The organism is Bacillus cereus group sp. MYBK14-1 (assembly GCF_051916885.1).
GTDB classification, from domain to species: Bacteria; Bacillota; Bacilli; order Bacillales; family Bacillaceae_G; genus Bacillus_A; species Bacillus_A cereus.
The window spans coordinates 513,694-527,578 of record NZ_JBQAHM010000001.1 but is presented as its reverse complement, the minus strand read 5'-3'; the positions used below and the strand labels follow the sequence as shown (position 1 = coordinate 527,578).

Genomic DNA, 13,885 nt, shown 5'->3' with positions numbered 1-13,885 from the left:
ATAATGGTAGATTTTTCTTTTGTCAAACGAGAAAGCTTTATCTCACGTTATTTTTCACAAACCAAAATAGCCTCCCGCAAACGAGAAATACCTTCCTCAATTTGATTAATATTCACTTTTCCATAAGATAAACGTATATAACCATCTTTTGCGCCGAAAATACTACCTGGCATAAAAGCAATTTCTTGTTTTAAACTTTGCATAATAAGTTGTTTTTCGTTTATCGGTTCTTTTAATTTTCCCCATATGTATATTCCACCGGTCGGATTTGAAAAAGAGATTTTATCATGAAGTTGCTCGTTTAGAGCGTGGACGATAACGTCTCTTTTTTCTGCTAGTTGTTTTCGTAACGGTACGATATGCGACTGAAATGGTACAGTTTCAAAAAATTGTTGCATAAGCCACTGTGGGAAAATGCTCATACCTAATTCCATTTGGTGCCTTGCGTCGGATAACCTTTCTACTACAGACTGCGGGGCAACGAGCCAACCAACTCGTAAGCCTGGTGCAATCATTTTTGATAAGGAATGTACATAAATGACAGTTCCATTTTCATCAATTGATTTCAAAGTAGGGCAAGGTTGTTTCTTTTCTAGCGTAAGTAAACTAGAAGGATCATCTTCAACAATCGCAATTCGTAAGTCTGCGCAAAGTGATAACAGTTTTTTTCTACGGTTTGGATGAAGCATTGTTCCCGTAGGATTTTGGAAGTTTGGATTTAAAAAGATCATTTTTATACGATGCTTTCTATATAATTCTTGCACATCGTCTGGGTTAATACCGTGTTCATCGACAGGTAAAGGGAAAATACGAATACCTGCTGATTGGAATAACGGTAAGGAATAACAGTGTGAAGGACTTTCGAAAGCGACTGCATCACCGGGATTTAATAAACATTGTACGATAAGGTGAAGTGCTTGCTGTGCGCCAGATGTAATCATAATGGATTGCTCAGTCGCTTCAACTTTTAAATATTCCTTCATATATTTTACGACCGCTTGTCTTAGCGGGAGATAGCCTTGCGGATGATCATAACTTAATGAATGTGTTAACGGTTGTTCTCGTAAAATCGTTTGTAGTTGATCGTGCGGATAGAGGTTACAACCGAGCTCTCCGTTTGCGAAATCAATGATATTTTCATTTTGTTGTACTTCCGCACGAATATGGCGAAGTAACGGTAAGTTTGGTAAAAAAGTACCACCTTCTACGAAATTTCTCCAGTTCGGCGTTAATGTTGGAGAGACGCCCCACATATGTGTACTTACACGTGTCCCTTTACCAGTCGTACTTTCTACAATCCCCATAGCACGTAGTTCATTATAAGCAGTCGTTACTGTACTTCGGTTTACATTTAACTGCATAGCTAATTTCCGTTCGGAAGGGAGGAAGCTACCAGGTGGAAGTTCTCCGTATGTAATACGCTTTTCAATAAAGTCAACAACTTGCTGATAAATAGGGATTTTACTGTCGTTATCTAGCTTCCATTCCATACAAACGCCTCCGCATCTCTTATATACATTAAGTATAACAAATTGGCTGGGTAAAAAAACAGCCAATTGGACGGTGTTATATCCAGCCAATTTTACTATGCTAAATATGGAAGGGGAGATTCGGATGAAAAGATGGCAAATGGAATGGCTCCTAGTATCAGTAGCGTTAGTATGGGGAGCAAATTATACAATAGGAAAGTATGGCGTGGCATTTATGTCATCCATTCAATTTAATAGTTTACGATTTTTAGTAGCATCACCGGTATTATTACTTATTACATTTTTAATGGAACGCTCATTACGTATTGAAAGAAAAGATTGGTTACGATTAGTAGCAGTTGGTATCGTTGGAACGGCAATGTATCAAACGATGTTTATGCTATCTGTAAAATATACTTCAGCAACGAACGCCTCATTATTAATTGCAATGTCACCTATTTTTACAGGGATATTAGCAGTATTGCACAAACAAGAACGTTTTTCGATGAAAGTACAAATTGGTTCAATAGTGGCCTTTGTTGGTGCAGCATTCGTTTTATTAACAGGGCATACAGGAGGAGCTACTTACGAATATGCGTGGCTCGGAAACATAATTGGATTAGTCGCAGCGATTGCGTGGGGATGGTACCCAATATTAGCGCAACCTCTTATAACAAAATATTCCGCAATGAGAGTCACATCTTGGTCAACTTTAATTGGAATTGTACCTCTCGTTGTATATTGTTTATTCAACGTAAATACATTAACGTGGCCAGTAGACATGCCAAGCTGGGGGTCTCTAGCATATTCAATCGTCTTCGCGACAATCTTCGGACTTGCAATGTGGTATGTCGGTATTAGTAAAATAGGCTCAACGAAAGTAATGGTTTATATGTATCTTGTACCATTGTTCGCAGTTATCTTCGCGGCAGTAACTATCGGAGAGCAAATCAACATGATGCAACTCGTTGGCGGACTTATAATCTTTATCGGCTTATATGTTGTAAAAAAGGGTGGAATTCAAAAGCCAGCTCTCAATTTGAAAAAAGTAAGTTAACAATAAAAAGGATCTCTTTCATATAGAAGGAGATCCTTTTGGTTTTTGTAATAAAAGCGCTTGTTCAACAGCCCATTTTTGATGATCATGAATGAGAAGCTCTACAGCAAGTAAAGGAGACATCCACCGCAAAACATGATCTTCCTCACAGTTTTCAGTTTGTGTCTGCACCATGTTCGCAATATAAAAAAATCCATCGTTTAAATAATATGTATCTTCTTTTTCCGCATAAAAATATCGCATTGCATTACCGATATATTGATTAATTTCAATTGCCCATCCTAATTCCTCTAGTAGTTCACGATGTAAGCATTCATCTTTTGTTTCGGTACCTTCCATACCGCCACCAGGTAAAAAATAACGGTCTCCTTTTTGGATAATAGCAATGTTTGAAGAAGTTGAGTTAAAAATAATTGCATAACAACTAGGCCGTAATACATATTGCTCAGTAGGCTTTTTATAACCAAAAATAAGTTTAGATATCATAAGACACGTCACCTCTCTATAAAATACACAAAAGGAATAATAAGGTGAAAATAGAATTGTATAAGTATAATCTTACGAGATTGGAGTGATAACAAAATGATAAATCGAAAGTGTTCGCGCTGTAAAGAAATTACAGGTACATTGCACGGTGGTAAAAAAATTAAGGAAGAATTTCTATGTGAGGACTGTTTACAAAAAGGAATTGCGAGTGGAGAAATCGAATTATCACAAGTGGAAGAAAAACAAACTTTGTATCTTTCTATAAAAATATTCAAAATAATGAGTGTGATTTATTTAATAGGATCTATTTTAATGGCTTTTTCAACTGGTCCATTTATACATAACCTGGGGTTTGATGAAATGTCCATTTCAGGATCAGAATTAGGTTTAATAAGTATTGTTATGCTAGGTTCTATATTTCAGTCAGTTCTCGTATTTTGCGGGATATGGGTATTCATCCTATTAGTAGAAACAGTCATTAAAATTTATGAAAAAATGAAGTGAGTGAGAGGGAGAAACATATGCGAGTAAGAAACATCCAAGGGGAAGATTATGTAAAGATTCATTCTGTTTTAAATGATTGGTGGGGCGGGAGAGACATGGCTGCCATGTTGCCAAAATTGTTCTTCATTCACTTTCAAGAAACGAGTTTTATTATTGAAGAAGAGGGAGAAACGTTAGGTTTCTTATGCGGATTCTTCTCACAAACGCATAAAGAGGAAGCGTACGTTCATTTTATCGGTGTCAATCCGAAGTATAGAAGAAGAGGAATTGCATCGACATTGTATTCGTATTTCTTTGATGTCGCACGTGCAAATAACCGTAAAGTTGTAAAAGCAATCACGTCACCAGTTAATAAAAAATCGATACAGTTTCATAGGGAGATTGGCTTTCAAATTGAGGCTGGGGATGATGAGATAGAGGGTGTATCGGTACATACAAATTATGATGGGAATGGCGGTAGTAGAGTTTTATTTTTGAAAAATGTGTAAAAGTAGGCTAGCACAAAGTTAGCCTTTTTGTTGTGAGGAGGTATTAGTATGGAAAATAAACAAAGCAGAAATGAGTATGTAAGACGCATACATACAGTTCAAGATTATATAGAATCAAACATAAATAGTTCACTATCTATTGAAGAGCTAGCCGAGGTAGCTGGATTTTCAAAGTTTCATTTTCATCGAATTTTTAAAGGAATAGTAGACGAGCCGTTATCACGATATGTAAATCGATTGAAGTTAGAAAGGGCAACAAACCTTCTTACATATCGATTGGATATGACGATTACGGATATCGCTTACCATTTTGGTTTCACAGATTCAGCAGTTTTCTCCCGTACATTTAAAAATTATTACGGAGTAAGTCCGTCTCAATATCGAAACTATAATAGCAAGAATTGCAAAGACGTAAGGGGAATTTCTCAATACAATGAATGTAAGAAGGTTCGAGGAAATGTTGAAATTGTAACAGCGGACGATATAAACGTCGCATACATAAGACATATCGGTACATATGAGGAGTTAACTATAGCTTTTCCAGAAATGATAGAAAAACTATTTCATTACGCAGCTAAGCAAAACTATCATGTATTTGATGATACGAAAGTATTAACCATTTACCACGATCATCATGAATTTACTGAGGAATATCATTTAAGAACAAGTTTATGTGTAACAATTTCAGATGAATCCACAGTAGAAACGAACGACGTTGGAATAATGGTAATACCTTCTGGAAAGTATGCAGTAGGACATTTTGAAATATGCCAAGATGAATATAAAGGAGCATGGGACTTTATATACGGTGAGTGGCTTCCAAATAGCGGATATAAACCGAGAGATTCGTATCCTTTTGAAGTATATAGAAATGACCCAAAGCAGCATCCAAAGCATAAACATATAGTTGATATATATGTACCTATCGAACCTTTTTAATTATAGGTTAAAGGGGAAGGAATAATGAAAACTGCTGAAAAGTTAGATCAGATTATAAAAGAAGAATATGAAAATATGAATGGTATGTTAGTAGTGCAGAAAGGTAATGTTATTTTTGGAAAATATTATAACGGTTACGGTCCAGATGATGCATTTCACATAGCGTCAGTCACAAAAACGATAATCTCTGCGCTAATTGGGATATGTATAGATAAGGGCTATATAAAAAGCGTTGATCAAAGAGTAATAGAATTTTTCCCGGAATATAACGTTAATTCATCTGAAATAACAGTACGACATCTGTTGACAATGACAGCTCCACATCCTTTCGTAGACTGGCAGGAGCCGTTAGAAGAACTATGTATGCAACGAGATTGGGTAAAGTATACGTTAAATAGGATAGGAAACGGCGGAAAAATTGGATCTTTTAAATACTCATCTGCAGGAGCGCATGTACTATCAGCGATTATTACGAATGCAACAGGGAAAAGTGCACGTGAATTTGCGAATGAGTACTTATTTCAACCACTGGGCATGAGCGAAATTCCAAACTACAATATGAAAGCATTTGGATTCGATGACTTATTCGGAAAAGATGTGAAAGGATGGGTTCACGATCCAAATGGTATTTCGACGGGCGGCTGGGGAGTAACGTTAACGGTTAGGGATATGGCTAAGTTTGGACAGATGTATTTGAATGAAGGTATTCATAATGGAAAACAAGTTCTATCAAAATCATGGATAAAAGAATCGACAGAAATGAACCAAAATCAATATGGTTACTTATGGTGGTTACGAGAAGAAGATGGAATCTTTTCATACTGCGCTATGGGTGATGGGGGGAATATGATTTGTTGTATTCCAGAGAAGGAATTGGTGGTGGTGATGGCTTCTGAAGTTGTGCCAGAAGCAAATGATAGATGGAGATTAATCAAAGAGTATATACTTTTAACAGAGTAATGGTGAGCTTGTAGAAAAATTTAAACGCTCCCCGTAACTTTCCTCAATAAAAAATCGTTAAACATTAGGAAGGGTTATTAATCACGAATGGGGGAGAACCATGAAAATTTTAATACTAGGTGGTACACGTTTTTTAGGAAGAGCTTTTGTAGAAGAGGCTTTACAGAGAGGGCATGAAGTTACATTATTTAATCGTGGAACAAACCGGGAGATTTTTCTAGAAGTGGAGCAGCTTATCGGTGACAGAAATGGAGATGTATCAAGTTTAGAAAATCGAAAATGGGACGTTGTCATAGATACATGTGGATTTTCTCCACATCACATTAGAAATGTTGGAGAAGTACTTAAAGATAATATTGAACACTATATATTCATCTCAAGCCTTTCCGTATATAAAGATTGGATTCCGCATGACATAAAAGAAGACTATATATTACAACCTGAACCGACGGCTGAGCAAATAAAGACTGTAGAAAATGGTGAAATATCTCCTTATGAGCATTATGGTGCGCTTAAAGTATTATGTGAAAAAGAAGCAGAGAAGTATTGGCCTGGGCGTGTTTTACACGTAAGAGCAGGACTTCTTTCAGGAATGTTTGATTATACAGATCGGCTTCCATATTGGATTCAGCGTGTAGCAAAAGGAGGTAAGGTGTTAGTTCCAGGAAGAAAAGACCGTCCAGTGCAGATAGTTGATATAAAAGACGTCGCAAATTGGGGACTAAACATGGCAGAAAACAAAAATGCAGGTACATTCAATGTAACAGGTCCAAATTATGATTTGACGATGGAAGAGCTATTAAATACGTGTAAAAAGGTTATGAATAGTGATGCTGAATTCGTTTGGGTAGAGGAATCGTTTATGAATGAACATAATGTGCAGCCTTGGACAGAAATGCCTTTATGGCTTCCAGAAATTTTTTCATTAGAAGGGGAAACGAAGCCGTGGAAAGGCGGGTTTACTATAAGTATCGAGAATGCTGTGAAAGAAGGGCTTACTTTTAGAAGAATAGAAGAGACAGTTACAGATGTGTATGAGTGGATGGAGAGTACGGAAGAATGGGAATTAAAAGCAGGTATTTCAGGCGAGAGGGAGAAGAAATTGTTAGAAAGATGGTATCAATAAATTTAGCGGAGTTCTTTGAATATGCTTGATTGCACATAAGGAGGAAAAGGTGATGTGGAAAGACACCATTCACAGTATCTCATCAAATTTAAGCTTGAAAAACCCAGCTACGAAGGATGAACTTACTGATATACAAAAATGTTTACATGTGGAGTTACCGAATGATTTATATCAATTATTACAGGAAACAAACGGTATAGAAGGTGAATACGGTGACTTTATATGGTCTGCTTCAAAAATTAAAACTGAAAATATGAGTATGAGAAATATAGTTGATTTTAAGGATTTATACATGCCTTTTGACTGTTTATTATTTTTTACTGATGGGGGAAATGGTGATTTGTTTGGCTATTCCATTTTGAATGGAAAAGTACAAAGAGATGATATATATGTATGGAACCATGAAAATGATAGTAGAACGTGGGTTGCTCCTTCTTTAAAGACTTTTATGGAGTGGTGGGAGAGTGGAAAGATAATAATTTAAATATAGTATCAAAAAAAGTGCCTTGTTACTAAAGAAACAAGGCACTTTTTCACGAATAATTAATCTACCACTCAATTGGTTCTTCTCCGTACATCTCCCATAGCTTAGGAAACATCTTTTTTAAACCTTCCTCATCGTCTTCATCCCAATCTAACTCGATATCAACTTCCTCAAACTCTTCATTTGTTAAGACATGGTATAGTGTAAAGTAAGTATCATCTTCATCCCCAGTCTTCTCCATGTAAACTTCTTGCCCGAAATATAGAGTAAGTTCTTCAATCTCTGGGACGTCATACTCACTCAAATTTTCTAATACAGGAATTAATCGTTCTGGATCTTCAATACAAGCTTTGTATGTCTCTTTTCCTTGATATAATAACCATCCGCGGAAGTAATCGAAAGTATCATCTGAACAGCCACCCATAATAATATAGGCTGCTGCCCATAAACGGGAGGTATAGGAGTCTTTCAAAAGGCGATGCATATGCGTATCAAAAGCTACAATTTCATGTACTGTACGTTTAGCAAGGTGAGAAGTAAGCCATTCTATTTGTTCTTCTTGGTCCTCACCTTTCGTTTTTGCACGATGAAGTAGCTCCCAAAATTCTTCTTCGGTTATCGTTTTTTCTTTTATGTAATCTTCCCCAGGCAACGGGTCTGTATATCCTTTTTTACGTTTGGAAGCAACTAGTTTATTAGCTTCATTCATACATTCTTCTTCTGTTTCAAACTCTTTCGCTTTCACACTGCCAGCTGTGCCAATTTTTCCGTAAAACACAACATAGTCTTTTTCTTTCACAACGATTTTCCAAAACTTATTTGATTTCTCAGTTTGCTGGATTAATAACGTTTCCATCCGTACCCCCATAATGTTTTCTAGTGTGCAATATGATTGTAACATATGTATATACACTTGTAATGATGAAAAATAATAGTTTAGAAAATTCAAAAACCATTGAATGGAGTGGATAAATTTAGTAACCTTATTTGTACAGTAATTACATAATTGTTTTGTAATAATTCGATATTTATATAAAGGGGCGTTACGGATGGATCTTACGTTTAAAGTTGAGGAAACATGTTTTAATTACCGAGTCGGAGCAATTTGTAAACAGGATAATAAAATACTTATTCTGCAAGGTGACGGTGAAGATTTTTGGTACGTACCGGGCGGAAGAGTGAAAATGTTAGAAAACAGTGAGGATGCGTTACAACGGGAACTTGCAGAAGAACTAGCTGCTCCTATTAAAGGGAAGAGATTAATATGGTCAGTAGAAAATTTCTTTACACTTTCTGAGCAAAAGTTTCATGAGATTAGTTTTTATTATGAAGTAGAGCTACATGAATTACCTGCAAATGGAGCGGATCAATATATTTTGGAAGAAGAGGATAGAACATATTTGTTTAAGTGGGTGCCGGTAGAAGAGTTACATGCATATAATTTACAGCCTGCATTTATAAAAGAGAAAGTAAAGAATATAGCAGTTCATACAGAACATATCATTTTACAAGATTAAATGTATTCGGAGGAGAAAAGGATGAAGGGGATTAAAAAAGAGATACATATAAATGACAAAGTAATTTATTACACACATATCGAAAAAGGTTCTAGTACGGTTTGCTTTATGTTTTCAGGTTCAGGATACAATTATGATAAGCCGTTATTTTATTACGCGACGATGCTTATGCTTGAACATAAAATTGATGTTGTACATATTCATTATTCTTACGACGAACAAGTAATGAATAAACCAATGGAAGAAGTAACAAAAATAATGATGGATGATATGAATCCTGTAATGAAGGAAGTATTAAAAGCTGAGCAATACAACGATACTATATTTTTAGGGAAGTCACTCGGAACAATTCCAATTGCGAATGATTTAATGAAGAGAGAAGAGTTTTTACAGTCGAAAATGATATTACTGACACCGTTACTGACGTTTGATACGATTTTTGATTCTATCTTGCATAGTAATCACGAAGGGTTTTTAGTTATGGGGGATAAAGATCATCAATACAATGCAGATCAAGTTGATCAGTTACATAAAACGAATTTACAGATTGGAGTTGTCAAAAATGCGAATCATTCTGTAAATGTTGGGGGATATGAAACGGAAAATTCAATTGAGGCTATAGCGAAAATAATAGGAAAACTTAAAGAAGTTGTTAGGACAAACTAACCTATTAATACATGCAAGAGAGGTGCGAATTGCACCTCTTTTACTTTAATAAGCCTTCAAAACATGAAGTAAATAATCCTTACGATTCAGCGGATTATAATCAACACGTTTTCGAGTAGGGAAGGGAGCCATAAGCTTTGTGAAACCAGCTGGCTTCGTTGTAAATATGCCTTCTCCTTCTGTAAATGAATGAAGCATGCGTTTAAAAATTCTCTGTTTTCGCAACAGGTAATGATCCTGTTAATTGGTAAGAATCATTATATAATATAGGCTCTGCAAAAGTTGCTGGAACGGCAGCGAGCTTATACATTGCGGTACTAATTGCCTGCTCCGGTACAGTTAATTCAAACTCATTTACTGGTTCATATACATATGTTTCAGCTTGCTTTAAAGCATCCATTAATACGATCGGTGTCAAATTTCTAAAGTCACTCGCTGTTGTAACAGGACTAGCATAACCTGTATGCGTTAACGTGACAGAAATGTCCGTAACTTCCCATCCGTATAAACCTTGTTTTAACGTTTGAAATACAGTATCTTCAATTGCTTTATGAAATGCTAAAGGCAATGAACCAAGCTCAACACCTAATTTATACGTTATGCCAGAGTTAAGTTCACCACGTTCAATTTTAAAACCAATTGTTGCGTAAAATGGATTCGCTTTTTCACCCATGACTTCAACGGAATTCCCAATGCCAATTGGCTTTTCAATACATACAACTCGCGTATTTGAGAAAGTAACCTGTAAGTTATATTTATCATAAAGTGTTGTTTCGATAACCTCTTTTTGTACTTCACCGAAAAGGCGAATATAAAGTTCATTATGAATATCATCTTTCCACACTTTAATGAGCGGATCTTCTTCACATAGTTCCATAAGTGCAGCGTATAAATCATGAATTCGTTCTTTTGGTACTGCATTGATGGCTGCTTCCATTTGTGGTTCGGCAAAGTGAATATCTTTTATATAATCCGTACGTTCACCGATAATATCACCAATTTTAATATCATTCAGCCCCCACACTTTACAAAACTCACCGCTAGGAACGGTAGCAGTTTGAACGGCATCTCCATTATGAAATATGCACATTTTTTTTATCTTTTCCTTATGTGGTAGAGACTCATCGCGCTGTATATCAACATATTTTCTAACATGTAAGCTACCTGAAAAAACTCTTATATACGCAACCTTTTCTCCAGAAGGTTCACGTTCAATTTTAAAAACAACACCAGATAATGGTTCCTCTTGTGCCGATGTAAGAGCTGGCATTAGGGCCGGAAGTTTTTCAAGTATTTCAGTTACTCCTATACCTGTCATTGCTGAACCGAAAAAGATTGGATACACATTTGCTTGCTGTATTTGCTGTTCTAGTTTTTCTCTTAATAGTGCGTCCGGTATTATTTCGTTATTTACATATGATTCAAGTAACGATTCATTAAATGGTGCTAACAGTTCCATACAATCGTCATATGATTTGTATTCAATGATCCGGGCTTCTTTCGTTCCTTCGTTTAGAACAGAGTAGAAGGGGAATGCTTCATTTGAAAGAACCTCTTTTATTTGTTTCATAACTTTTTCAGTGTTTGCGCCACTACGATCAATTTTATTAACGAATAAAATAGTCGGTATGTTTAGTTTCTGTAATGTTCGCATTAAAATTTTTGTTTGTGCTTGCACACCTTCAACGGCAGAGATAACTAAAATCGCACCGTCTAGAACGCGGAATGATCGCTCCACTTCAGCGATAAAATCAGCGTGTCCAGGTGTATCAATGACATTTACTTTTACATCATCAATAAAGAAAGAAACGACAGATGCTTTAATCGTAATGCCGCGTTGTCTTTCTAATTCCATTGAGTCAGTTTGTGTATTACCACTATCTACTCGGCCAATTTCTTTAATCACATTCGTTTCATAAAGAATACGCTCAGTCAAACTCGTCTTGCCAGCGTCTACGTGCGCGACAATCCCTATATTTATTGTTGTCATTTGTGAATATCCTCATTTCATTTTCCATTTTCATTTCCTCATTTCTATTTGTGTATTGCCGCATTATCAATCACTCTCCAGTCATTTAAATTATTACTATTATAGTGCAATTAACATTATTTGTAACGCTACAAAGCGCCTTAATTTGGAAAAAATAAAATGAAAACAAAATGCTTGCATTCTAAATCGATATAGATTATATTAATTGACATATCAACTATTGATACATCAAATGTTTTTATTTTGATTGTAAAGGAGGGTTAATTTGACAAGTTCATGCTCAAAAGAAGCGATTATTTTATATAAATTACACTTTCTAAATAAAGAAGTAAGTTCGAAATTTGAAGGGTGTACGGGTATGAGCCAGTCTCGATTAGAGCTTATACTTCAATTATTTGAAGTAGGTGAAATTAGTCAAAAAGCACTTCAGCAAGAAGTGAATATTGATAATGCTGCGATAACAAGGCATTTAAAGCAGCTTGAGGCCAATGAAATGATTGTAAGACGTAAAAATCCAGATGATAACAGAATTACGTTAGTTTCTCTTACTGAAGAGGGGCGAAATAAAATTCAGGCGTTTCAAGAAGAAAAAGAACGTTTTGCAGCATCTGCATTTAAAGGATTAAGTGAGGAAGAACGCGATAATCTTTTAAATATGTTAAATCACATTCAAGAAAATATAAAAGAATTATAAAAAAGGGAGAATACAACTATGACTAACTCAGTAAAAACAAATGATTTTAACGAAATTTTAACAGGACGTCGTTCAATTCGTAAGTACGACCCTTCAGTGAAAATTAGCAAAGAAGAAATGACAGAAATTCTTACAGAAGCAACACTTGCACCATCTTCAGTAAACATGCAACCATGGAGATTCGTAGTGATTGAAAGTGACGAAGCGAAAGCAACACTTGCGCCACTTGCGAAATTCAATCAATCTCAAGTAGAAACATCTTCAGCAATGATCGCTTTATTTGGTGATTTAAACAATTTTGATAACGCAGAGGAAATTTACGGTACAGCAGTAGAGCGTGGCTTAATGCCAGCAGAAGTAAAAGAAGACCAAATGAAAAAACTTTCAGCTTACTTCTCAATGGTTACACCAGAAGTAATGAAAGATACGGTATTAATTGACGGTGGTCTTGTAGCAATGCAATTTATGCTAGCAGCTCGTGCGCACGGTTATGACACTTGTCCAATTGGTGGATTTGAAAAAGACCAAATCGCAGAAGCATTTGGACTAGATAAAGAACGCTACGTACCAGTTATGTTAATTTCAATCGGGAAAGCTGCAGACAGTGGTTACCAATCAGTACGTCTTCCAATTGAAAAAGTTGCAGAGTGGAAATAATTTTATGAAAGAACTTCAATAAGTGAAAGATGAGAGGGGAAGCGCCATGATTATTATTCACGCAATATTTCAAGTAGACCCAGCAAAACAACAAGCATTTTTAGAAGAAATTCAGCCACTCATTCACGGTTCAAGAGAAGAAAGTGGAAATGTATCTTATGACTTATATAAAGATACAGAAAAAGAAAGTGTTTATACGATGGTAGAAGTATGGAAAGATGAAGCAGCAGTTGCGAGTCATAATACGAGTGAACACTTCACATCTTTCGTTAGTAAAGCAGCACAGTTTTTAACTGCTCCTCTTGATATAAAAGCTTATAATGGAGAGTTAGTAAAATAATAAGGTAGAAAAAGATGACTTTAGCATATGGCTGAAGTCATCTTTTTTGTATAAGTAGAATCCATTTTGGACTCAGTTATGTTGATTGATAAGTGTTGCTCGTATCCTCAGTAACTGTGGTGAATTGTATGTTAAATTCGAACATTTGGTTTATTGGGATATTTTTCCGTGTTATAATTTTCTTGTAAATAAAAGGTAGAGGGGAGTAAGTAATGGGAGAATTTCAAAGTAATTTGCATACGGCAACGCAACTTGCAACGAAAATGAGAAATGCTTCAGATAGGATGCAAAGTGCTACTAGTCGCTCTATAAATAAGGCAACGCGTACGACACTATCTGTGAACTTCCAAGCACAAGAAGCAAATCAACAAAATTTACAAATCACGAAACAGTTTTGCGCTGCTTTTCAACAAACGATTGATAATATCCATTCCGTAGCAAATGAATTTGAGAAAATGGATACAGGACTTCAAAAGACTTTTCAATAATGTAACAACCTACGTAAAGG

Annotated in this window: 16 protein-coding genes and 1 pseudogene; 13 read left to right on the top strand and 4 right to left on the bottom strand. The window is 35.8% G+C overall.

Features of this window, described 5'->3' with window-relative positions; genetic code table 11:
* Positions 1–47: 47 nt before the first annotated feature.
* Complete coding sequence (gene pdxR, locus ACTFR3_RS02735) at positions 48–1,490, bottom strand: MocR-like pyridoxine biosynthesis transcription factor PdxR (protein WP_017674171.1); 1,443 nt, start codon at positions 1,488–1,490, stop codon at positions 48–50.
* Positions 1,491–1,614: 124 nt separating this feature from the next.
* Between pdxR and ACTFR3_RS02730 the strand changes: the two genes are divergently transcribed.
* Positions 1,615–2,526, top strand: coding sequence for a DMT family transporter (locus tag ACTFR3_RS02730; protein WP_017674170.1), 912 nt, complete (start codon positions 1,615–1,617; stop codon positions 2,524–2,526).
* Positions 2,527–2,544: 18 nt separating this feature from the next.
* On the opposite strand, the gene ACTFR3_RS02725 is transcribed toward ACTFR3_RS02730, so the two are convergent.
* On the bottom strand, positions 2,545–3,012 hold the full coding sequence (locus ACTFR3_RS02725) for an NUDIX hydrolase (RefSeq protein WP_000623966.1): 468 nt from the start codon (positions 3,010–3,012) through the stop codon (positions 2,545–2,547).
* A gap of 96 nt (positions 3,013–3,108) precedes the next feature.
* Here ACTFR3_RS02725 and ACTFR3_RS02720 point away from each other — a divergent pair, with 96 nt between their 5' ends.
* The 6 genes from ACTFR3_RS02720 (at position 3,109) to ACTFR3_RS02695 (ending at position 7,513) form a co-directional block, all read left to right on the top strand.
* Entirely contained in the window at positions 3,109–3,516 is a 408-nt protein-coding gene (locus tag ACTFR3_RS02720; protein WP_440041561.1) for a DUF3980 domain-containing protein, read from the top strand.
* A gap of 17 nt (positions 3,517–3,533) precedes the next feature.
* Positions 3,534–4,004, top strand: a complete 471-nt coding sequence (locus ACTFR3_RS02715) for a GNAT family N-acetyltransferase (protein WP_001266040.1) — start codon at positions 3,534–3,536, stop codon at positions 4,002–4,004.
* Positions 4,005–4,052: 48 nt separating this feature from the next.
* Entirely contained in the window at positions 4,053–4,943 is an 891-nt protein-coding gene (locus ACTFR3_RS02710) for an AraC family transcriptional regulator (RefSeq protein ID WP_440041562.1), read from the top strand.
* A gap of 24 nt (positions 4,944–4,967) precedes the next feature.
* Positions 4,968–5,903 (top strand): serine hydrolase domain-containing protein, encoded by a 936-nt coding sequence (locus tag ACTFR3_RS02705; protein ID WP_400154805.1) that lies wholly within the window; start codon positions 4,968–4,970, stop codon positions 5,901–5,903.
* 100 nt (positions 5,904–6,003) lie between these two features.
* Positions 6,004–7,029: an SDR family oxidoreductase gene (locus ACTFR3_RS02700; protein WP_400154804.1), complete on the top strand. Its 1,026-nt coding sequence runs from the start codon at positions 6,004–6,006 to the stop codon at positions 7,027–7,029.
* Positions 7,030–7,081: 52 nt separating this feature from the next.
* A complete protein-coding gene (locus ACTFR3_RS02695; RefSeq protein ID WP_400154803.1) occupies positions 7,082–7,513 on the top strand; it encodes an SMI1/KNR4 family protein in 432 nt (143 codons plus the stop codon).
* 64 nt (positions 7,514–7,577) lie between these two features.
* On the opposite strand, the gene ACTFR3_RS02690 is transcribed toward ACTFR3_RS02695, so the two are convergent.
* Positions 7,578–8,369: a DUF4240 domain-containing protein gene (locus ACTFR3_RS02690; RefSeq protein ID WP_440044140.1), complete on the bottom strand. Its 792-nt coding sequence runs from the start codon at positions 8,367–8,369 to the stop codon at positions 7,578–7,580.
* A 193-nt stretch (positions 8,370–8,562) separates the two neighbouring features.
* On the opposite strand from ACTFR3_RS02690, the gene ACTFR3_RS02685 reads away from it, so the two are divergent.
* Complete coding sequence (locus ACTFR3_RS02685) at positions 8,563–9,030, top strand: NUDIX hydrolase (RefSeq protein ID WP_000366244.1); 468 nt, start codon at positions 8,563–8,565, stop codon at positions 9,028–9,030.
* Between the two features lie 21 nt (positions 9,031–9,051).
* The gene (locus ACTFR3_RS02680; protein WP_440044138.1) at positions 9,052–9,696 is read left to right on the top strand and encodes an alpha/beta hydrolase; all 645 of its coding nucleotides are present in this window, start codon (positions 9,052–9,054) and stop codon (positions 9,694–9,696) included.
* 45 nt (positions 9,697–9,741) lie between these two features.
* On the opposite strand, the pseudogene ACTFR3_RS02675 reads toward ACTFR3_RS02680, so the two are convergent.
* Positions 9,742–11,686 (bottom strand): annotated as a pseudogene (locus ACTFR3_RS02675) (GTP-binding protein).
* Positions 11,687–11,951: 265 nt separating this feature from the next.
* Here ACTFR3_RS02675 and ACTFR3_RS02670 point away from each other — a divergent pair.
* From ACTFR3_RS02670 to ACTFR3_RS02655, 4 genes are all read left to right on the top strand, one after another.
* Complete coding sequence (locus ACTFR3_RS02670; RefSeq protein ID WP_000204162.1) at positions 11,952–12,380, top strand: MarR family winged helix-turn-helix transcriptional regulator; 429 nt, start codon at positions 11,952–11,954, stop codon at positions 12,378–12,380.
* A gap of 18 nt (positions 12,381–12,398) precedes the next feature.
* Entirely contained in the window at positions 12,399–13,037 is a 639-nt protein-coding gene (locus tag ACTFR3_RS02665) for a nitroreductase family protein (protein WP_000185391.1), read from the top strand.
* Positions 13,038–13,083: 46 nt separating this feature from the next.
* Positions 13,084–13,377: a putative quinol monooxygenase gene (locus ACTFR3_RS02660; protein WP_000583804.1), complete on the top strand. Its 294-nt coding sequence runs from the start codon at positions 13,084–13,086 to the stop codon at positions 13,375–13,377.
* Between the two features lie 212 nt (positions 13,378–13,589).
* Positions 13,590–13,865 carry a TIGR04197 family type VII secretion effector gene (locus tag ACTFR3_RS02655; protein ID WP_439962465.1) on the top strand — a complete coding sequence of 92 codons (276 nt, stop codon included), beginning with the start codon at positions 13,590–13,592 and terminating at the stop codon, positions 13,863–13,865.
* Positions 13,866–13,885: the final 20 nt, after the last annotated feature.